Raw genomic sequence first — 20,046 nt, 5'->3', positions numbered from 1 at the left:
ATGAGCGTAGGCTCATTGCTTTTTTTGTTTAACTTGCTTTATCCAAGTCTTTTTTAAATCGTGGTCTCTCTAAATAAGTTCCCATTCTCCACGCATATTCTATAGGGCCCATTCGGTATTTTTGTAGCCAATAGGCGCTAACGAATAATTGAATTGTATAAATTCCAATGGTCAAAAGAATACCGAAGAAATATCCGATTTTACCGAATAAGCCAAAGCCGTATGCGTAAAAAATTGTTGTTGTGATAATGGATTGAGCTAAGTAATTACTAACCGACATTTTCCCCATATTCGCCATATATGTTAGTAAGCGCGATGCTTTTTTGTAATGGAATAATAAAATAATGGTGCTTCCGTAAAAGAATGTCATGGTTACTGATGTAAGGCCATCTTGTAACATAATTAAAATTGGATGCTTTACGAACATGGCTAAGATTTTAATTGTAAAAGAGAAAATACCAGTGATAAGCCAAATCTTTTTGATAGAAGGTATGTGTTTATCAATCTCAAATAGCCAGCCCTTTTTTCCTACATACATTCCGAGTAAGAAAAGTGGGGACATAAAAATTATTGCGAAAATTGATATGAAAACTAGTCCGAAGAAACCGTTAATCCCAATATAATCGAAAGGACTTTCAGTTAACCTAAAGTTGACATGATCCATATAGCTTCCAGTTTCATGAACTTTATGCTCTTTTTCAATATAAGGAGCAAAATCATTAATATTTGTATTTGGATCAGTTTGATAAGACATAAGTGTAATGAGTGCGAGTAGAATAGTTGCCCAAATCAATAATGTTTTTGGTTTTCTATTTATAAACATCATTAAGAAAATCCCGATAAGTCCGTATGCAAATAAAATATCTCCGGACCAAATAAAGGTACCGTGAATGAAACCTAGTAGTAAAAGAATGCTAATACGTCTTATATATGTGGGGAAAAACTTTTTTCCTTTTGCGATAATACTTTTTTGTAACAAAATAATGCTAAGCCCAAATAAAAAAGAGAATAGGGAAATGAAATTTTGTGTGCCGAAAAATTGAATAAACCAATTAGCACTTTCATCGAGTTTTCCGAAAATATAAGTGGGTTTTTCATTAGCGAATAACCCGAATTGAATTAATGTTATATTAACAAGTAAAATGCCAAATAAAGCGAAACCACGAATTGCATCAACAGCTTCTACACGTTGATTCATTTTTTCTCTCCTCACATATTGTTTTATCCAGCATTAACGAGCAGTAAGACTCCCACCTCAAAATTTGGCGGGGGCAAAGAGGTTAGGTGGGAGATCAACTGCCTGTAAAGACCCGATTAGTTCAACTAATAATCCGTGGTGGATGAACGCCCCCCCACGGACCAAAGTTTCACTTTATATTGAAAATAATACCATTTTTTAACTAGTTCTATGTCAAATGCTAGGAAATTTAAGGTGATTTTAAGATAGAAAGCAAATAAAAAAATCACCTTAATACACTCATTAAGGTGATTAAAATATTACTCAGCTGGAGGCGTAAATGTACGTTTCTCTAATTCAGCATCTAGCATAAATAGTGCGTTTGAATCGCTTGTAATACGTTTTAATTTTTGAATGATGCTATCGAATGAAGCTTCTTCTTCTACTTGCTCATCAACGAACCATTTTAAGAATGTAATTGTTGCATGCTCACGCTCATCCCAAGCAATATCAGATAAGTGATAAATACGTTTCGTTACTTCACGCTCGTGCTCAAGTGCGACTTCAAAAGCGTTCAATACAGATTCATATTCGTTATTTGGATTATCGAATCCAGTAATAATAGCGCGCTCACCGCGGTCGTTAATATAGTTGTAAAGCTTCATTGCGTGGAAACGCTCTTCTTCAGCTTGTACAAGGAAAAAGTTAGCGAATCCATCATAGCTCTCAGCTGTACAGTAAGCAGCCATTGCCATATAAGCGTGGGCAGAGTAAAATTCAAAGTTCATTTGTTCATTTAATGCGTCGTGCAATTTTTTAGATAACATAAAATCCCCCTTATTATTGTGACAAGAATATTATACCATAATTGATAATATTCTCATTTGAGTGCTTCGAACCTTTTCGAAAGCTTTGTGACGTGTGCGTCCATAATGTCTTGTAAATCCAAATCATATTTTTGCGAAAGAATAATAAGGTTAGATAGTACATCACCAAGTTCTTCTTTTAGTTCTTGTTTTAGCTCTTCTTCTGTTTTCGCATCTTCATCGGGACGATCGCGGCCGATTTCAATAGCGCGAACAACTCGTGAAACTTCTCCAACTTCTTCAGTTAAGAAATTTAAGCGAATAAAGGCATTATACTGTGACCAGCTTCGTTTTTCGTAAAATTCCTCAACCCATCTTTGAAATGCAACGATATCCATTTCTTCCTCATCTCCTCAATATGTTGTACAATGTCAATTGTATCATAACAATATATAGTTTCGGGGTGTAGGAATGAGAAAGATTTGTGTGTTTGCAGGTTCCAATTTAGGGGAGAGACCAGAGTTTAAAGAGCAGGCAATTGAATTAGGTAAAATGTTTGTTGAGAATGACTATGAGCTTGTATATGGCGGTTCATGCGTCGGATTAATGGGAGAAGTAGCAAACGAAGTTCTTCGTTTAGGCGGACGTGTAACAGGTGTTATGCCGCGTGGTCTATTTCGAGGAGAAATCGTACATACAGGATTAACAGAATTAATTGAAGTAGAAACGATGCATGAGCGCAAGGCGAAAATGGCAGAGCTTGCGGATGCTTTCATTGCATTACCAGGCGGATATGGAACGTTTGAAGAGCTCTTTGAAGTAGTATGTTGGTCACAAATTGGTATACATAATAAGCCGGTTGGTTTATTGAACATAAAAGACTTTTACGGACCAATTTTGCAAATGGTTGAACGGGCAGCAGAAGAAGGCTTTATGAATCCATCGAATAAAGAGTTAATTGTTTCCGCTGAGACGGCAGATAAACTAATTCATGAAATCCAAAATTACGAGCGTCCTGTCTTGGGGACGAAGTGGAAGCAATTATCATAGTACGTTTTTATAGCGATTTATAGAAACACATGTCTTTTTCATCGTAAAAAGACATGTGTTTTTAATTCAGTTAAATATATTAATGTTATAATATAGAGTTTTCCGGAAAGGAGAAATAGATGGAGAAGTTTGTGTATTTACGTCCTGTTTTTAAAAGTATTTTAGCAGCGTCTATTCTTGTTATGCTAATTGTTTTAAGACAGAAGAAAGAGCTGATTAATGAGTTTTCGCTTTGGTTTATTTTGATATTGTGTGTTGGTGTTTCAGCGATAACATTGTTTATGTCTGGATTTATCGTTGATGAGTATAGTCTAGGTGGAGATGGACAATCGTTTTGTATGTTTATTGCGATTGGTTGTATCAGTGGTTTGAATTTTGTTATTTATTATAGACGGAAATAAAAGAAGGCATTCCATATTACTTTGGAATGCCTTTATCATTTTGATTACTTTGTTTTTTATACAGGTACCAGCCACCCCAGCCGCCACCAATTGCTACAACAACGAGGAAAGCATAGTCTTTAACCTCGACACGTATATTGAAAATATTAGCTATAAGTAAGACGATTCCAACTGTTATTAACGCAAAAAATGCTCTAATTAAGTAGTCTTTCAACTGAACCACTCCCGCCATTTAAGTAGTAAATGATGAATTTGGAAAAGCTTTTTGGATCTATTTTACTAAAAGGTGTTTCCTATATTTTAACATAGATGAGATTGTAATATATTGATAAAAGTAGGGCGAGGGGTGTGTTAATATTGTCGTGATTTGTCGGTAAATTGATATCCTTTATCGAATCGTTGATATATTGCTTGTAATGATCGATATAATGAAAAAATCGTTGATATATTGCGAGTTATGATCGATATATTTGAAAAATCGTTGATATAATTTCGTGTACCGTTAAATGCAACCATTACATAAAAAAAGCGACTCTGAACGAGTCGCTTCCGCTTTTACATAATATCCAGCTCCGGTAGCTAGAATGTTCGGTGGCTTCGCTTTTTCCTGCGAGGTAAAGAGCGCCTCTACGTCAAAAGCTCCATCCCCCTCACATTCTGAGCAAGCTACCTCCGCTTTAAAATCTATTATTGATTCAAGAACGCACGTAGCATCCAAGCGTGTTTTTCTAGTTCTGTGTAGATGCCTAGTAGTAGGTCAGATGTCATTTCATCGTCAGAGTCTTGAGCGATTTCCATGCCTTTTTTCAGTTCGACTAGCATCATTTCGTAGTCTTTCATGATTGCCTCGACCATCCCTTCTGCAGTTTCTCCGTAAGCTGCTTCTTGAATAGAAGATAGTTCTAAGTATTCTTTCATTGTTGCTACTGGTTTGCCGCCAATTGCTAAAATGCGTTCTGCAATTTCATCGATGTGAGTAGCTGATTCTGTGTAAAGTTCTTCGAATTTCTCGTGTAATGTGAAGAATTGAGGTCCTTTTACGTACCAATGGAAGTTGTGTAATTTTGTAAATAAAACGCTCCAGTCTGCTACTTGTTTGTTTAATACTTCGATTACTTGTTTGTTCATTATGATCAATCTCCTTTTGAGTTGTTATGTTATATCAATTACTAATTTATAATTATTATAATCTAGTAATTTGTATAAATCAACCCTTTTGCTGGAATTAATTTGAACAAATTATGAACTGTTGTAAATAAAAGGCCCTATTACGGTGAAGTAATAGGGCCTTTGTTTGTTAAACAGCCTTTTGTTTTTCTTCTACATCCTGCCCATCCCAACACTCTGTATTCTTTAAGCCAGGGATAGAACTTGCAAGGAAGACAGGATCTTTACCTTGTTTCTTTTGCTTAATGTAGTCTACTAATGCTGCATAGGCAAATTTGCTAAGGAATGAGATGGCAATTAAGTTTGTGAATACCATTAGTCCCATGAATAAATCAGCTAAACTCCAAACAGTTTGAAGGGCAGCGATTGATCCGAAGAACACCATTCCGACAACTGCAACGCGATAAATCATTAACCATGTTTTGCTTTCTTTAATGAATGCGATATTTGTTTCACCATAATAGTAGTTTCCTAGTAAGGAGCTGAAAGCGAAGAGGAAAATAATAATCGCTAAGAAAGTGCTTGCCCACGGTCCAATTTGTGAACTTAATGCTTGCTGTGTTAATTCAATACCTTCTAAATTTGATCCTTTGTAAAGTCCAGAACATAATACGATAAACGCTGTTGATGTACATACTAAGAATGTATCTACGAAAACACCTAATGCTTGAACAAGTCCTTGTTTTACAGGATGAGATACATCAGATGTTGCTGCTGCATTAGGAGAGCTCCCCATACCTGCTTCTGTCGCGAATAAACCGCGTTGGATTCCGAACTTGATAGCTGCTCCAATACCACCAGCGATGGCTTGGTCTAAACCGAATGCACCGTTAAAGATTTCCATGAAAATGCTTGGTAACATATTGAAGTTGTTAATCACGACAAAAATAGCCACACCAATATAAACAATTGCCATTGGGGGAACAATCATTTCTGTAATGCGTGAAATGCTCTTAATACCGCCGAAAATAATAACTGCAACTAGTAAAGCTAGTATAGCTCCTACGATCGTTCGCTCTAATCCGAAAGCATTTTCAAACGCTATTGTTACTGTATTTGCTTGTACTGAATTGAAAATTAATCCGTACGCAACTGTAATAAGAAGTGAAAACCAGACACCCATCCAGCGTTTGTTTAACCCTTTTTCCATGTAATATGCTGGGCCACCACGGAACCTGCGTCCATCTTTTACTTTATAAATTTGCGCGAGCGTACATTCTACAAAACTAGTAGCTGCTCCGAGAATCGCGATAAACCACATCCAAAATATTGCACCAGGTCCTCCCATTGAAATTGCTAATGCTACACCAGCTAAGTTCCCGATACCAATGCGAGCGGCTGCACTTAAGCAAAATGCTTGGAATGGAGAGATGCTATCTTTCTTTTTTTCTTTTCGATTAAATCCTTTACTAATTAAACTGACCATCTCACTGAAATGAGTAATTTGGACAAATTTTAATTTGAAAGAGAAATAAAGACCGAAGCCGATTAGCATTGCAATAAGAATATATGACCATAAAATATTATTCGTTACCTCAAGGAATCTGCTAAAGATATCAACCATATAATACACTTCCTTTTTTCTGTAATAAGAAAATTATATGCAAAAAATATACTAGAATCAATTTTTCTAAAAAATGATGTTACTTAAATGCGTTTTATGTTATGATTATGTTACATCGTAATATTTTTAGAATTATTTACATTTTAAAAAACTAAATGTAAAGCGAGAAATTGGGGATAATTTGAAAGAAGAAACTTTATTGAAAGTAAGCCTTGAGAGTTTAAAAATGAGAAGCAATGTATTTTTTATCGTTACATCTTCAAGTATTTTTCTAGGGGCCACTTATTATTACAATAAAAGATTTCCAAATCATAAGTATCCGGAGTGGTTAGAATTTCTAAAATTGGTTGGATGAACAAAAGACTGAAAAACAGAAAATTCAAATAAAATTGTTGAGGAGGAGCTAAATATGAATATTAGAGAAAGTGAACTTCCAGGTATTGGGTATAAATTTCAAATCGTTACGAAAGGTAACGAAAAAATGGTGATTGTGATTCATGATGACGGACGTAGAGAAATGTATCATTTTGATTCAGATCATGAAGAAAGTATTTCTAGTATTTCATTACGTGACTCAGAAGCAAGACAAGTTGCAGCAATATTAGGTGGAATGGTATATAAGCCTAGGGCATTAGAAAATGTTGAGATGGTCTTTGAAGGTTTAGCGATTGAGTGGTTTAAAGTGGAGAATGCAGCTCCAGCAATCGGAAAAACAATTGGTGATCTTGAAATAAGAAAAACGTATAGCGTAACGATAATTGCAGTTATGAAAAAGAATATGAAAAAGCTATTTAATCCAGGACCAGAAACAGTAATTGAAGAAGGCGATATGCTAGTAGTTTCAGGTGAGAGAGAAGAAATTAAAAAAATTATTAATGAGTTACTTTCGAATAGGGGGACTGACTAGATGGATACTTTAATTTTTGAAGTTGGTACAGCTTTAGTTCTAGTGGCAATTGCAGCAGTAATCGCTGGAAAGTTTAAGTTCTCAGTAATTCCTTTTCTAATTGTTCTTGGCATGTTAGTAGGGCCGCACGCGCCGACAATAGGTGTAATCGATCTCAAATTTATTGAAAGTGCAAGTGTAATATCCTTCCTTGGAAGAATTGGCGTTCTGTTCCTTCTCTTCTATCTAGGGCTAGAATTTTCGATGAAGAAACTAATTAAATCCGGACGTTCTATTGCGATTGGTGGAACAATCTATATTCTAATTAACTTTTCACTTGGATTATTATACGGGTTTATCATGGGATTCCCATTACTAGAAATTTTAATTATTGCGGGTATTATTACGATTTCTTCTAGTGCCATCGTTGCGAAAGTATTAGTGGATTTAAGAAGAACTGGTAATAATGAAACCGAACTAATTTTAGGAATTATTATGTTTGAAGATATATTCCTTGCTGTATATTTATCAGTCGTTTCTGGTTTAGTACTTGGGGATCATGCTTCCTTCTTAGGTGCTCTTACTTCAATTGGAATTGCTTTAGGATATATGCTTCTATTCTTTATTGTGGCTAGAAAAGCAACGCCGTTATTAAATAAATTGCTCAATATTAGTTCAGATGAAATCTTTATTATTGTAGTATTTGCTTCGTTATTCTTCATCGCTGGTTTTTCAGAAACAATTCACGTTGCAGAAGCAATCGGAGCACTTCTTTTAGGATTAGTTTTCTCTGAGACAGAGCATAGTGATCGAATTGAACATCTTGTTGTTCCATTTAGAGACTTTTTCGGAGCAATTTTCTTCTTCAGCTTCGGGTTAAGTATCGATCCGTTCTCGTTAGGCGGAGCAATATGGTTAACGCTAGGTGCGGTACTTCTTACGATAATCGGTAACTTTGTAGCAGGGATGATTGCAGGAAGACAAGCTGGATTATCTCATAAAGCTTCTACAAATATTGGATTAACAATCGTTTCAAGGGGAGAATTCTCCATCATTATGGCTAATATCGGTATCGCTGGTGGTTTAATGTCAGTGTTAAAACCATTCTCAGCACTATACGTGCTTATACTATCCATCTTAGGTCCACTTCTGACAAAAGAGTCAAAGAATGTATATAAATTTTTAAATAAAATCTTTAAGTGGGATACGAAGACTAACTAAATTTTAAAAAGTAAAAGTACAAGATACTTACTGCTTGTACTTTTATTTTTGGTAACGAAAACAGTAAAGAGAGGTAAATGATGTTAGGAGAGTTGATTCATTCAGTTTTAGTTTTTCTAGAAGGACTTGGTTATTGGGGAATTATGCTTGGATTGATGTTAGAAGTTATTCCGAGTGAAATCGTATTGTCTTATGCAGGCTATTTAGTATCAACAGGAAGCATTACATTTTGGGGAGCTGTTGCGTTCGGGACAATTGGCGGTGTAATCGCACAACTATTTATTTATTGGATTGGTCGATACGGAGGAAGACCTGTTCTTGAGCGATATGGAAAATATATTTTAATTCAGAAGAAGCATATTGATTATGCAGAAGATTGGTTTAATCGTTACGGAACTGGCGTTATCTTTACGGCACGTTTTATTCCTGTTGTGCGTCATGCTATTTCCATACCAGCGGGTATTGCGAAAATGTCACATGCTAAGTTTATTACGCTAACTACATTAGCTGTTATTCCATGGTCAATTGTGTTTGTATATTTAGGATTTAAATTAGGTTCAGAGTGGGAAAGCATTAATAAAGTAGCTGGGCCATATGTGAAATATTTTGCACTTGCTGCTATTGTTTGCGCAATTGGTTATTTTGTACTAAAAAAAATTATGAAAAAAAAGTAATTATGGAAAAGAACCTATACTAATATAGGTTCTTTTTATTGTCATTTTTCAAAGGGGGAAAGAGTATGTTTAATATTTACCATATTGTGGCATACATATAGAAAAAGAGAGCTTGGAAAGGGGAATAAAAAGAAATGGAACTCCAGTTTCAAAATGTATATCAACAGGTGGAGAATTGGTATGTGTTGGATTCGGAGCTTCCTTGGGATGTCAAAAGGATTAGAGAGGATTTATTTTCTCTTATTGAAGTATGTAAAACGCCAGTTATTTTTTGTGATACGTGTGATGCAAATCATGTACTTCTATCATTAGGGGAAGAGGAAGAGGAGTTTTTATTCCCCGTAGGTGGTTTTTATCATAAAGAAAAACAATTAATTTTCGTTTGTATGTGGGATGAGTATGAGCAAGTGCTTAAAACACTACTGCATGAATTTCGCCATGCGATGCAGCATAAGAGAGAAGTATTGTATGTTGGAAGTAAATCGTATGAAGAGAGATGGATTGAGAAAGATGCGAAGAAGTTCGCGGAGAGGAAATTAGATGAATATAAAAATAGAAAATTGATGTAAGCATAGTGGAGAAATAGCGCTATGCTTCCTTTGTTACTTACTAAAAATAAGTAATTGACTTCTATAAAGTTTAGTTCTAAACTAATAGTATGAAACGAGCGAGGTGATGAAATGAAAACAGAAGATAGATTAGGACTACTATTATGGTTTCGTTTATCACGTTTTTATAACAAGAGTATTCGTGAGACGAATCAGCATTTGAAAAAATGGAATGTATCTGCCGCTCAGTTTGATGTACTAGCTCAAGTTGGAGGACATAATCGTTTAACGCAGCAAGAGCTTGGGAAGAAGCTATTTGTTACGAAAGGAAATGTCACGCAGCTTTTAAATAAAATGGAGCAGCTGGACTGGATTGGGCGTGAACAAGAAGGTACTACGAAATATATTTCGTTAACAGAAACGGGAAGAGCTTTATATGAGGAGATCGTCCCGCCCCAGGAAACGTTCCAAGCGGAGCAGTTTCATAAATTAAATATAGAAGAACAAAATCAATTATTAAAATTACTAAAAAAATTACAGTAAGAAACAATTTTAAAGTAAATCTTGAATTCGAGATAATATGAGGTGAAGGATATGTTTAGAAAAGTTGATCATAAAAATATGGGTAGAGCAAATCACGGTTGGTTAAATACACATTTTCATTTTTCCTTTGCTAATTATTACAATCCAAATAATATGAGTTTTGGAGCGTTACGTGTTATTAACGATGATTTAGTAGCGGCACAAACTGGGTTTGATATGCATCCGCACCGCGATATGGAAATCATTTCTTACGTTGTAGATGGTGCCTTAACACATGAAGATAGCATGGGGAATAGAGGAACAATTGAGCGTGGACATGTTCAATATATGAGTGCTGGTACTGGTGTATTTCATAGTGAACATAATTTAGGAAATGAAACATTGCGTTTATTACAAATTTGGATTTTACCAGACCGTGCTGATCATAAACCAAACTATGGTGAGTTTAAATTTGATTGGAGTAAACGTGAAAATGAGTGGTTCCATATGGTTTCCCCAGTGGAAGATGATGCGCCAATTCAAATTCACCAAGACGCGAATTTATATTCTTTATCGTTAGAGGCAGGAAAAGAAATTCATTTTCCTGTGAAAGAAGGCCGTCAATTGTACCTTGTACAAATTGAAGGAAGTAGTGTGATAAATGGTGAGATACTTGTTATGCGCGATGCGGCAGAAGCAGTAGAAGAAGATATTCATATTCAAGCGAAAGAGCAATCACACTATTTAGCAATTGAGCTAAAAAAATAACAAAATGTTTATAAAAAAGAGGACACCTGATAGGGTGTCCTCTTTTTGTGTGGAATTATCTGAAAAATGTTTCTCAAATTTTTGGAAGAGGTATCGGGTTAAAAATTCAGAATTTTATAAAAGTGTCAAAAATCTTTATGGGAATGGGGAATGTTATAGTGAAAAAGCAAGTCATTTCATCAGCATTAGCGTTAACTGTTATCGCCGGGGGATTTGGAACGTTTGGAGCAACGACAACGAAAGCAGAAGAACAAAAAATTCAATATCATCAAGAATTTAAAACACCTGCATACATAGGTGAAGAATGGAAAGCACCGGAAGGACTAGATAAAAAAGAGACGGTCTTTCAATATTTAGAGAGTAAAAAAGATATGTTTAAACTAGCAGGAAATATTGAAACACATTTTAATGTCATTGGGGAAGAAAAAGATGCTGAATCTGGTACGACACATGTGAAGTTAGTTGAGAAACATAATAACATTCCTGTGTATGGTTCAGACCAAACTGTTACACTAGATAAAGAGAATAATGTAAAAGCATTCTTCGGACAAGTTATTCCGAATTTAGAGGATAAAAATATTCCTACCTTTGCAAGTATTAGTGCAGAACAAGCAGAAACAATTGCAAAGGCAGATATTGAAAAAGAAGTTGGTAAAGTAAAGAATTATGATGGTGTGAAAAAAGATTTATTTGTGTATGAAAAAGATGGAAACTACTATCTTGCATACTTAGTTAAGGCATCGATTTCAAAACCAGCTCCAGGCTATTGGCATTACTTTGTTGATGCAACAAATGGAAATGTGATTGAGAAATATAATGCTGTAGATAACATTACAGGATTTGGTTACGGAGTATTAGGTGCTAGACAATCATTTGAAATTGCTAAAAATGAGAAGACAGGAGCATTCCATTTATTTGATGGTAAGCGTGGACAAGGTGTTCATACGTTTGATGCAGAGAATATGGATGAAAACTGGTTTAACATATTCTCACAATGGTTTGGATATACAGGTGTCGAAGTAGAAAGTAAAAATAAGTTCTTTGATGACAAAGCAGCGGTTGATGCGCATGTAAATGCAGGGAAAGTATACGATTACTACAAAAAGACATTTAACCGTAACTCTTTCGATGATAAAGGCGCGAAGCTGATCTCCTCTGTTCACGTAGGAGAAAGCTGGAATAACGCAGCTTGGAACGGTATCCAAATGATGTATGGTGATGGAGATGGCAAGACATTTATTCCATTATCTGCTGGCCTAGATGTTATCGGGCACGAATTAACACATGCTGTAACTGAGCATACAGCAAACCTTGTTTATAAAAATGAATCAGGTGCGTTAAATGAATCGTTATCTGATATTATGGGTGTCATGGTTGAGAAGAAGAGCTGGGATTTAGGTGCTGATATTTATACACCTGGTAAACCTGGGGATGCGCTTCGTTCTCTGAAAGATCCAGCATCTATTCCAAACCCATTAAAACCAGGTGAAGGTTACCCAGATCATTACAATAAACGCTATACTGGAACAGCTGATAATGGCGGCGTTCATATTAACAGTAGTATTAACAATAAAGCTGCGTACTTAGTATCTGACGGTGGCACGCATTACGGCGTGAAAGTAACTGGAGTGGGCCGTGAAGCGACAGAAAAAATTTACTACCGTGCTCTTACTAAATATTTAACTGCAAACTCTGACTTTAAAATGATGCGTCAAGCAGCACTTCAGTCAGCAGAAGATTTATATGGTAAAAACTCTAAAGAGTTACAAGCTGTAACGAAAGCTTATGATGCAGTAGGCGTTAAATAATAAGAGAAAAAGACCTGACTATGACGTCAGGTCTTTCTTTATCCAGCAAGCACTGGATTGGTGTAGGCTGATTAAAGTTTCACTTTATTTAGTCACGAATACCTAATGCGATTTTCGCCATACGTGACATACGTTCTTTCGACCATGGTGGATTCCAAACGACATTTACTTCTATTTCGTTTACTTCAGGTACGTTCGTTGATAGTACTTTTTTAACGTCTGATACGATTTGACCAGCCATTGGGCAGCCGATAGAAGTCATCGTCATTGTAATGATAGCATTATTATTTTCATCCGCTGTAACGTCATAAACTAATCCAAGATTGATAATATCAACACCTAGTTCAGGATCAATAACAGCTTCTAAGTTTGCATATAATTTTTCTTCAAATGCTTGTTGTGACATGTGTAGCACCCCCTACAGATTAATGATATCGATTCTCATTATAACGGATATATGTATAATGTGCAGGGAATGAGCTCAAAAAAATATTCCTCTTGAAAGAGGAATATTTTTTTGAGCTATTCAGTTTTAAAATGAGATACGAGTTGATCTAATTCTTCAACCGTTTGTTTCATTTGTCTTGCAGTTACTGTCATTTCATTCATAACAATAACTTTCTGCTCAGCAGATTGTGCCGTTGCGGCTGTTTCACTAGATACTTCATTTGAAATAGAAGCGATGTTATTAAGTGAAGCGTTCATTTCTTCAGCGCTTGCAGCCATTTCTTCAGCAGTTGCTGATATGTCTTGCATTTGAGTTGATACTTTATTTACTTGTTCAACAATTGTTGTGAAAGAAGTACCAGCCTCACGAACGACAGTAATGCCTTCAAATGCTTCAGAACGACCTTTAGACATCATAGAACTAGCTGTTTCTGTATCATTTTGAATTTGATTTAGTAATTGGTTAATATCTGTTGCAGCAGTTTTAGATTGTTCCGCAAGTTTACGAACTTCATCAGCTACGACAGCAAATCCTTTTCCTTGCTCACCAGCACGAGCTGCTTCAATAGAAGCGTTTAAAGCAAGTAAGTTTGTTTGCTCAGCGATATTAGAAATAGATTGTACAGCCGTATCAATATATTTCGTATGGGTGATTAGACGCTCGACTACTTCTGATGTAGCATTTACAGCTTCATGTATCGTTGTCATTTGTGAAACAGATTTTTGGATAACAGTACTTCCATCGTTAGCATGTTCAGATGTAGCTACAGCAAGTTCGGCTACAGATGAAGCAGATTCAGCGATGCGTTGAACGCTTATTGCCATATCATCCATCGCAGTTGAGCTTTCTTCCATACTAGAAGTTTGCGATTGAATACTTGAATTTAAGTTGGACATCGAGCTTTGAACTCGTATTGTTGCCTCGCGTGATGTATTAGTCTTTTCTAGCATATTTTCAGAAGCTGTTTGTACTTCTACAGATGTTTTTTGAACACGATTAATGATATGTTGCAGGTTTTCTAACATTTTATTAAACGATGATGCAATTGCACCGATTTCATCATTGCTATTTACTTGTAGACGGGCTGTTAAGTCGCCTTCTTGAGAGGCTAATTCTTTTAGCTTAATATCAATTTGTTGAATTGGTTTTACAAGCTTACCAGAGAACCACCATGCAAGAATAATTGCAGTTACAATACAAATAACAAGTGATAAGAAGACAACATATTCAATTCGTAGTGAAGATTGATCGATTTTTTCAATAGATTGTTCGCGTAATTTAGCTTGTTCATTACTGTAATTTGTGAAATCACCAATTACTTTATAAACAGTACCATTTTCTGTAGAAGCTACTTGTAAAGCTTCTTCCCATTTTTGTTCTTTTGCAAGAGTGAATACTTTCTCTTCAATGAACTTTCTCCAAGTGGATCCTAATTCCATTGTGCTTTTCACGGACTGAGAAGTGTTAGGGTTAGAAAGAAGTTGCCCTTTTGTATCTTCAAGACGTTTACTCATCTCATTAAACTTGTCTAATTCGACTTGATCATGTTGTAGCAAATAACCTCTTAAAGCAGAAAGTTGTACTTGATAAGCGTCTCCGCGCTCTTTCAATTCTGTTGCAAGAGGAGAAATTTCTTTTTGTAATGTTTCAGCTTTATGAGACTGATCCATGGTAAAGAATAAAATAAAAGCTAAGGCAATGCCGAATAAAGCACAAATCGTTCCCATCATGAACATTAGTTTTTTTCTGATACCTATAAAATTCATATGATAAAAAGCCTCCTTTTTAAAATCTTAGTATTAGAATTAATTAATGTAAAAAATTGAAAGAAAGCTTTATTCCAGTAGGAATAAAGCTTTCCTCTTTCCTTTAGGAATTATAGCAGACAGAATGGGAGATAGAAAGAGATATTTTAGCGTGAAAAAAGAGAGACTCTAAATCGCTCTTTCTAACAATTTAGAGTTCGTAGAAGTATAAATGGAATTTTCATTTTAACCATTTGTTTTGAAATGAGAAACGAGCACTTCAAGTTCTTGTACAATTGTTTTCATTTCTGATGATTTTTTAGCAACGATACTCATTTTGTTTACTTGGTCACCAGCTGAAGTTGCTGTTTGTGATGTTTCGGCAGCAACTTCATTTGAAATAGAAGCGATATTATTTAAAGCTGCATTCATTTCTTCAGAACTTGCGGCCATTTCTTCAGTAGTTGCAGACATTTCTTGTATTTGTGTAGATAAATTGTTAATGTGATTAACAATTTCTGAGAATGAAGATCCAGCGGTACGAATGACTGTAATTCCTTCAGAAGCTTCTGACTGACCTTGTGTCATCATGTCATTTGCTATTTTTGTGTCCGCTTGAATTTGATGAAGTAAATGGTTAATATCAGTTGCTGCTAGCTGAGATTGTTCAGCAAGTTTTCGTACTTCATCGGCAACAACAGCGAATCCTTTTCCATGTTCACCAGCACGGGCCGCTTCAATAGAAGCATTTAAAGCGAGTAAATTCGTCTGCTCGGCAATATTAGAAATAGATTGAAGTGCAGTATCAATATGATTCGTATGTGTAATAAGTCGCTCTACCACTTGTGATGTAGCGTTAACAGCTTCGTTAATTGTATGCATTTGTGTAATAGACTTCTCAATGACTTTATTTCCATCATCTGCTTTTTCAGAAGTTGTAACAGCTAGGCTAGCGACAGAAGATGCAGTTTCTGCAATACGCTGAACACCCGTTGCGATATCATCCATTGCGGTTGAACTTTCTTCGATGCTAGAAACTTGGGAACGAATATTGTGCACAAGAGCATTCATAGTCTCTTTCGATTTTGTGGTATTTTCCATAGAAGCAGTTGTTTCGATAAATACATTTTCAGAAGCTTCTTTTACACTTGTTGATGTTTGTTGAACTTGCTTTATTATACGCTGTAAGTTAGCAAGCATTTGATTAAAGGAATTTGCAATGTCACCAATTTCATCTTTACTCGTTACGTGTAATCTAGCGGTTAAATCGCCATCTTGCGAAGCTAATTCTTTTAACTTCGCATCAATTTGTCGAATCGGTTTAACGAGTTTACCAGAGAACCACCATGCCAATAGAATAGATGTTAATGTACATGTAATGAGTGAGAAGAAAATAATATATTGAATAAGGGATGAAGAAGACTCTACGTCAGCAATTAATACATCCCGTTTGTCATTTTCTTCATTTGTATATTTAGTAAAACGACTTAAAAGGTCATTTACATAATCTGTTTGAGCAAGAGCAATTTTGGATGCTTCATCCCATTTTCCTTCACGCGCAAGAGGGAGGACTTCATTATCTACGACGCTGCGCCATTTTGCTCCCATTAAAATGGCCTCTTTCATTCCTTCTGGGAGTTTTTTATCACTTGTTACTTTCTCCCTAGTATCAGCTAGTTTTTTTCCTTCCCGGTTGAATTTATTCAATCCTTTTTGGTCATGTGATAGTAAATATTCTTGTAAACCAGCGACCTGTGCTTGGAACCAATCGCCACGTTCTTTTAAAATCGTTGCTCTTTTCGATACATCATTCTTTAACGTTTCGATTTCACTTGCTTGATGCATCGCAAATGAAAGAATAACAATAAGAGCAATGCTAAATAAGGAAGAAATGCTTAAGAGTGTGAACAGTAGTTTTTTTCGAATGCTAACATATTTCATCGTTACCCCTACCCTTTAAAACTGTTTATTATAATTTATAAATATCTAGAACGAAATTAATAAAAACATGATTAAGAAGTTATTAATCTGTTCCATGAAAATTATAGCAGATAATGGAATATGGCAGATTAATGTGAGTAAATGTTCTTAAAATGTATACATTTGTATATCAAAAAATTCATAAATAAAAATTAGAAATGGTATTGTAATTTGAAATAACATCATGTATACTTCTAATTAGTTGATAACGATTATCAGTATCAACTGAAACATTACTCTTCGTTATGTTGGTCATACCCCTTTTTGACGACGTAAGTCAGAGACAAAATGTTGAAATATCTTGTGTCCTATTCTACAGAATTATGGTAATCTCCAACCTCAACTTATATGCGTAAGCATGCAAAAAAGGATCCTATCCGTGAAGGGATCCTTTTTTGCATGTTGTCGCAATTAATGTATATAGACCTGGTATACGTTCTTCAATTCCTTCAGGTGAAGTAGAAGGGAAAACCCACCTTTGATGAGATCCGTGTTCTTCAACTAGCTTTTCAATTTTAAAACGTTCTTCCGCAAGTGTTGTAACAATTTCTCCTAATGTCCAGCGGCGTACGTTTGTTTTCGGTAAAGCCTCTTTCTGCGATTCTGTAAGAAGAATGCTATAAGCAACATCATCTTCAATCAATTCTTTATCGAAATAATTTCCATTGGCCCGAAATGATGGATGATCTACACCTAATAATTTAGTGTAAACAGGATGATAGTCACGAAGGATAAGCATTCCATCTTGTTTAAGTAAGTTAGCAATCTTTTGAAAGAGTGGTTTTAAATCTAAAAAGTAATGAAGTACACCAAGTTCCAGCAAGACGACATCAAATGATTCGGAAAGATTTACATCCAGTACATCAGAGACGATGTATTGGATAGAGACACCAGCGGCTTCTGCAAGTTCATTTGCATATTTGGCATTACTCGCTGAAATATCAACAACTGTTACGTCAGATCCTAATAGGGAAAGAGCGACGGCTTTGTTTCCTTTTGACCCGAGTAAATTAATAATACGTTTTCCTTTTGGCGATTGTATGTAAGGTAAATAATGTGCTACTTCGCGTGTGGGCTCTTCCATAATCTTTTTCGCATAATCAACTGGCGCCCCGTGGCGATTCGTCCAAGCTTCATAAGCAGCTGCATTCCAGCTTTTTTCATTCATCATGCTTAGTTGCTTTTGATTCAATGTTATCACTCCTTTTACGAACGTATAGTTATTCGGCAGGAAGATGGGATTTCCTTTTCTTTTTAAATAAAGTTTGATTTTTCTATAATTAAATCGTAAAATACGTGTTATACGTAAAAGCGTTGAAAAGGAAAAGTAGGATGAAACCATTCTTTCCAGAGAGCTTCGGTAGGTGAGAAGAAGCAAGAATATTCATTTGAACAATGGCCTTTGAGCTTCGTCCTGAACTTATCAAATGATAATAGTAGGCGGCGACGAGAGTTGGTACTCGTTATCAAAACCACAGTATAAGAGCATATAGCTCCGTACTTGTTAAGGCTAATTATGTGAGTGATTGGCGAAATAAGGTGGTACCGCGACTGTTTATACAGCCCCGCCCTTATCTTTTTTAAGATAAGGGCGGGGCTTTTTATATTTTAAAGGAGGAATATAGGATGAGTATTTTTATTGGAGGCGCTTGGCCGTATGCAAATGGTTCGTTACATCTTGGGCATATTGCTAGTTTGTTACCGGGAGATATTTTAGCACGTTATTACAGGGCAAAAGGTGAGAATGTGTTGTATGTTTCAGGAAGTGATTGTAATGGAACACCCATTACAATTAGAGCAAAACAAGAAGGTGTGACGGTGGTAGAAATTGCTGATAAGTACCACGAAGAGTTTGAGCGATGTTTTCATAGCCTTGGTTTTACTTATGATTGCTATACACGTACAGATAGCGAGTATCATCATGAAACAGTTCAAAAAGTTTTTTTGCGTTTATTAGAAGAAGGTTATATTTATAAAAAAACAGTGGAACAAGCATATTGCGAAACGTGTACACAGTTTTTACCAGATCGTTACGTAGAAGGAATTTGTCCTCATTGCCATGAAGCAGCAAGAGGAGATCAATGTGATGCTTGTTCGGCCATTTTAGATCCACTCGATTTGTTAGAAAAGAAATGTAAGTTATGTGGTAGTACGCCATCCGTACAGGAAACAGAGCATTTCTATTTCGCACTGCATACATTTCAGGAGCAAATTAAAGGAGTCGTAGAAATTGCAAAACAAAAAGGAACATGGCGTGACAATGCAATTCAGCTAACAGAAAGATATGTAAAAGAAGGGTTGCAAGATAGGGCAGTATCGCGTGATTTACCAGTCGGGGTTCCAATTCCAGTGGCAGGATACGAAGATAAGAAAATTTACGTATGGATTGAAGCAGTGACAGGATATTATTCTGCAAGTAAACATTGGGCTGAAAAAACAGGGAAAGATGACCAAGAGTTTTGGGATAAAGAAACGAAAACGTATTATGTACACGGAAAGGATAATATTCCATTTCACTCTATCATCTGGCCAGCGGTATTACTTGGAGTAGGAGAAGAAGCGATTCCTCGTCATATCGTTTCAAATGAGTATTTAACGGTAGAAAAAAGAAAATTATCGACAAGTAAAAACTGGGCAGTATGGGTACCTGATATATTAGAAAGCTATGATCCAGATTCGATCCGTTACTTTTTAACAGTAAATGCACCAGAAAATCGTGATACTGATTTTTCGTGGCGTGAGTTTATTTACAGTCATAATAGTGAATTGTTAGGTGCATATGGGAACTTTGTGAATCGGACATTAAGGTTTATTGAAAAGTATTATGATGGCGTTGTACCGAAGGGAACTATTCATGTAGAGCTGAAAGATAAAGTAGAAGGATTATATAAATATGTAGGAGCGGCTATTGAACAAACTAAATTTAAGGTGGCGTTAGAGACAATATTTGATGCAGTACGTTTTGCAAATAAATACTTTGACGAAAAGCAGCCTTGGAAACAAAGAGAAGATGATCCAGTTTCATGTGAAGAAACGATTTATAATTGTGTTTATCTTATCGCTAATTTTGCAAATCTCCTTGAACCATTTTTACCATTTTCAAGTGAAAGAGTTCGAAACACATTGTCGATTGTTAAACGAAATTGGGAACCGCAAAATACGTTGCCCAATAGAATTGATAGCGTACAGCCATTATTTGAGCGAATCGATGTAAAACAAATTGAGCATGAGATAGAGAAACTGTATGGAGCGGTAAAGTGAACGAGAGAGAAAAGACCTTT

At 35.7% G+C, this 20,046-nt stretch carries 20 protein-coding genes and 1 other annotated feature; of the genes, 10 read left to right on the top strand and 10 right to left on the bottom strand.

Going from position 1 to position 20,046, the window contains the following annotated elements; genetic code table 11:
* Positions 1–28: 28 nt before the first annotated feature.
* The 3 genes from F0362_RS24975 to F0362_RS24965 form a co-directional block, all read right to left on the bottom strand.
* Positions 29–1,198, bottom strand: a complete 1,170-nt coding sequence (locus F0362_RS24975) for a DUF418 domain-containing protein (RefSeq protein ID WP_149890008.1) — start codon at positions 1,196–1,198, stop codon at positions 29–31.
* Between the two features lie 299 nt (positions 1,199–1,497).
* Positions 1,498–2,004: a ferritin gene (locus F0362_RS24970; protein ID WP_000949400.1), complete on the bottom strand. Its 507-nt coding sequence runs from the start codon at positions 2,002–2,004 to the stop codon at positions 1,498–1,500.
* Between the two features lie 53 nt (positions 2,005–2,057).
* Positions 2,058–2,381, bottom strand: coding sequence for a MazG nucleotide pyrophosphohydrolase domain-containing protein (locus tag F0362_RS24965; protein WP_000355745.1), 324 nt, complete (start codon positions 2,379–2,381; stop codon positions 2,058–2,060).
* Between the two features lie 88 nt (positions 2,382–2,469).
* Between F0362_RS24965 and F0362_RS24960 the strand changes: the two genes are divergently transcribed.
* Both F0362_RS24960 and F0362_RS24955 read left to right on the top strand, forming a co-directional pair.
* Positions 2,470–3,033 carry an LOG family protein gene (locus F0362_RS24960; RefSeq protein ID WP_002045701.1) on the top strand — a complete coding sequence of 188 codons (564 nt, stop codon included), beginning with the start codon at positions 2,470–2,472 and terminating at the stop codon, positions 3,031–3,033.
* Positions 3,034–3,152: 119 nt separating this feature from the next.
* On the top strand, positions 3,153–3,434 hold the full coding sequence (locus tag F0362_RS24955) for a hypothetical protein (protein ID WP_000410658.1): 282 nt from the start codon (positions 3,153–3,155) through the stop codon (positions 3,432–3,434).
* Between the two features lie 16 nt (positions 3,435–3,450).
* On the opposite strand, the gene F0362_RS24950 is transcribed toward F0362_RS24955, so the two are convergent.
* The 3 genes from F0362_RS24950 to F0362_RS24940 form a co-directional block, all read right to left on the bottom strand.
* A complete protein-coding gene (locus tag F0362_RS24950) occupies positions 3,451–3,648 on the bottom strand; it encodes a hypothetical protein (protein ID WP_000656329.1) in 198 nt (65 codons plus the stop codon).
* A gap of 473 nt (positions 3,649–4,121) precedes the next feature.
* Complete coding sequence (locus F0362_RS24945; protein WP_001041895.1) at positions 4,122–4,562, bottom strand: Dps family protein; 441 nt, start codon at positions 4,560–4,562, stop codon at positions 4,122–4,124.
* Positions 4,563–4,731: 169 nt separating this feature from the next.
* The gene (locus F0362_RS24940; protein ID WP_000227598.1) at positions 4,732–6,165 is read right to left on the bottom strand and encodes an alanine/glycine:cation symporter family protein; all 1,434 of its coding nucleotides are present in this window, start codon (positions 6,163–6,165) and stop codon (positions 4,732–4,734) included.
* 409 nt (positions 6,166–6,574) lie between these two features.
* Between F0362_RS24940 and F0362_RS24935 the strand changes: the two genes are divergently transcribed.
* The 7 genes from F0362_RS24935 to nprB all read left to right on the top strand — a co-directional run bounded on the left by F0362_RS24935 (position 6,575) and on the right by nprB (position 12,592).
* Positions 6,575–7,072 (top strand): cation:proton antiporter regulatory subunit, encoded by a 498-nt coding sequence (locus F0362_RS24935; protein ID WP_001026079.1) that lies wholly within the window; start codon positions 6,575–6,577, stop codon positions 7,070–7,072.
* Complete coding sequence (locus tag F0362_RS24930) at positions 7,073–8,272, top strand: cation:proton antiporter (protein WP_000380223.1); 1,200 nt, start codon at positions 7,073–7,075, stop codon at positions 8,270–8,272. It abuts the gene before it with no gap.
* 80 nt (positions 8,273–8,352) lie between these two features.
* Positions 8,353–8,946 (top strand): undecaprenyl phosphate transporter UptA, encoded by a 594-nt coding sequence (locus F0362_RS24925; protein ID WP_000900210.1) that lies wholly within the window; start codon positions 8,353–8,355, stop codon positions 8,944–8,946.
* Between the two features lie 134 nt (positions 8,947–9,080).
* On the top strand, positions 9,081–9,515 hold the full coding sequence (locus tag F0362_RS24920) for a DUF3920 family protein (RefSeq protein ID WP_000422813.1): 435 nt from the start codon (positions 9,081–9,083) through the stop codon (positions 9,513–9,515).
* A 111-nt stretch (positions 9,516–9,626) separates the two neighbouring features.
* The gene (locus tag F0362_RS24915; protein WP_000845485.1) at positions 9,627–10,037 is read left to right on the top strand and encodes a MarR family winged helix-turn-helix transcriptional regulator; all 411 of its coding nucleotides are present in this window, start codon (positions 9,627–9,629) and stop codon (positions 10,035–10,037) included.
* 51 nt (positions 10,038–10,088) lie between these two features.
* Positions 10,089–10,784: a pirin family protein gene (locus tag F0362_RS24910; protein ID WP_149890007.1), complete on the top strand. Its 696-nt coding sequence runs from the start codon at positions 10,089–10,091 to the stop codon at positions 10,782–10,784.
* A 158-nt stretch (positions 10,785–10,942) separates the two neighbouring features.
* On the top strand, positions 10,943–12,592 hold the full coding sequence (nprB, locus tag F0362_RS24905) for a neutral protease NprB (protein WP_149890006.1): 1,650 nt from the start codon (positions 10,943–10,945) through the stop codon (positions 12,590–12,592).
* Positions 12,593–12,680: 88 nt separating this feature from the next.
* On the opposite strand, the gene F0362_RS24900 is transcribed toward nprB, so the two are convergent.
* The 4 genes from F0362_RS24900 to F0362_RS24885 form a co-directional block, all read right to left on the bottom strand.
* Entirely contained in the window at positions 12,681–12,998 is a 318-nt protein-coding gene (locus tag F0362_RS24900; protein ID WP_000082520.1) for a metal-sulfur cluster assembly factor, read from the bottom strand.
* A 116-nt stretch (positions 12,999–13,114) separates the two neighbouring features.
* Positions 13,115–14,806: a methyl-accepting chemotaxis protein gene (locus F0362_RS24895; RefSeq protein WP_001009247.1), complete on the bottom strand. Its 1,692-nt coding sequence runs from the start codon at positions 14,804–14,806 to the stop codon at positions 13,115–13,117.
* A 225-nt stretch (positions 14,807–15,031) separates the two neighbouring features.
* The gene (locus F0362_RS24890; protein ID WP_000878426.1) at positions 15,032–16,726 is read right to left on the bottom strand and encodes a methyl-accepting chemotaxis protein; all 1,695 of its coding nucleotides are present in this window, start codon (positions 16,724–16,726) and stop codon (positions 15,032–15,034) included.
* Positions 16,727–17,138: 412 nt separating this feature from the next.
* A complete protein-coding gene (locus F0362_RS24885; protein WP_142331845.1) occupies positions 17,139–17,936 on the bottom strand; it encodes a class I SAM-dependent methyltransferase in 798 nt (265 codons plus the stop codon).
* Positions 17,937–18,070: 134 nt separating this feature from the next.
* Positions 18,071–18,341, top strand: a binding site (T-box leader).
* A gap of 50 nt (positions 18,342–18,391) precedes the next feature.
* Between F0362_RS24885 and metG the strand changes: the two genes are divergently transcribed.
* Entirely contained in the window at positions 18,392–20,026 is a 1,635-nt protein-coding gene (metG, locus tag F0362_RS24880) for a methionine--tRNA ligase (protein ID WP_000021595.1), read from the top strand.
* Positions 20,027–20,046 lie beyond the last annotated feature (20 nt).

The organism is Bacillus sp. BS98 (genome assembly GCF_008432245.1).
GTDB classification, from domain to species: Bacteria; Bacillota; Bacilli; order Bacillales; family Bacillaceae_G; genus Bacillus_A; species Bacillus_A toyonensis.
The sequence above is the reverse complement of the archived record's forward strand: the minus strand, read 5'-3'. Positions and strand labels throughout refer to the sequence as shown.

Bases quoted from the DNA above. Each gene is read 5' to 3' on its own strand.
- F0362_RS24975 (WP_149890008.1), bottom strand. From the start codon at position 1,198: ATGAATCAACGTGTAGAAGCTGTTGATGCAATTCGTGGTTTCGCTTTA.
- F0362_RS24970 (WP_000949400.1), bottom strand. From the start codon at position 2,004: ATGTTATCTAAAAAATTGCACGACGCATTAAATGAACAAATGAACTTT.
- F0362_RS24965 (WP_000355745.1), bottom strand. From the start codon at position 2,381: ATGGATATCGTTGCATTTCAAAGATGGGTTGAGGAATTTTACGAAAAA.
- F0362_RS24955 (WP_000410658.1), top strand. From the start codon at position 3,153: ATGGAGAAGTTTGTGTATTTACGTCCTGTTTTTAAAAGTATTTTAGCA.
- F0362_RS24945 (WP_001041895.1), bottom strand. From the start codon at position 4,562: ATGAACAAACAAGTAATCGAAGTATTAAACAAACAAGTAGCAGACTGG.
- F0362_RS24940 (WP_000227598.1), bottom strand. From the start codon at position 6,165: ATGGTTGATATCTTTAGCAGATTCCTTGAGGTAACGAATAATATTTTA.
- F0362_RS24935 (WP_001026079.1), top strand. From the start codon at position 6,575: ATGAATATTAGAGAAAGTGAACTTCCAGGTATTGGGTATAAATTTCAA.
- F0362_RS24930 (WP_000380223.1), top strand. From the start codon at position 7,073: ATGGATACTTTAATTTTTGAAGTTGGTACAGCTTTAGTTCTAGTGGCA.
- F0362_RS24925 (WP_000900210.1), top strand. From the start codon at position 8,353: ATGTTAGGAGAGTTGATTCATTCAGTTTTAGTTTTTCTAGAAGGACTT.
- F0362_RS24920 (WP_000422813.1), top strand. From the start codon at position 9,081: ATGGAACTCCAGTTTCAAAATGTATATCAACAGGTGGAGAATTGGTAT.
- F0362_RS24915 (WP_000845485.1), top strand. From the start codon at position 9,627: ATGAAAACAGAAGATAGATTAGGACTACTATTATGGTTTCGTTTATCA.
- F0362_RS24910 (WP_149890007.1), top strand. From the start codon at position 10,089: ATGTTTAGAAAAGTTGATCATAAAAATATGGGTAGAGCAAATCACGGT.
- F0362_RS24900 (WP_000082520.1), bottom strand. From the start codon at position 12,998: ATGTCACAACAAGCATTTGAAGAAAAATTATATGCAAACTTAGAAGCT.
- F0362_RS24895 (WP_001009247.1), bottom strand. From the start codon at position 14,806: ATGAATTTTATAGGTATCAGAAAAAAACTAATGTTCATGATGGGAACG.
- F0362_RS24890 (WP_000878426.1), bottom strand. From the start codon at position 16,726: ATGAAATATGTTAGCATTCGAAAAAAACTACTGTTCACACTCTTAAGC.
- F0362_RS24885 (WP_142331845.1), bottom strand. From the start codon at position 17,936: ATGATGAATGAAAAAAGCTGGAATGCAGCTGCTTATGAAGCTTGGACG.
- metG (WP_000021595.1), top strand. From the start codon at position 18,392: ATGAGTATTTTTATTGGAGGCGCTTGGCCGTATGCAAATGGTTCGTTA.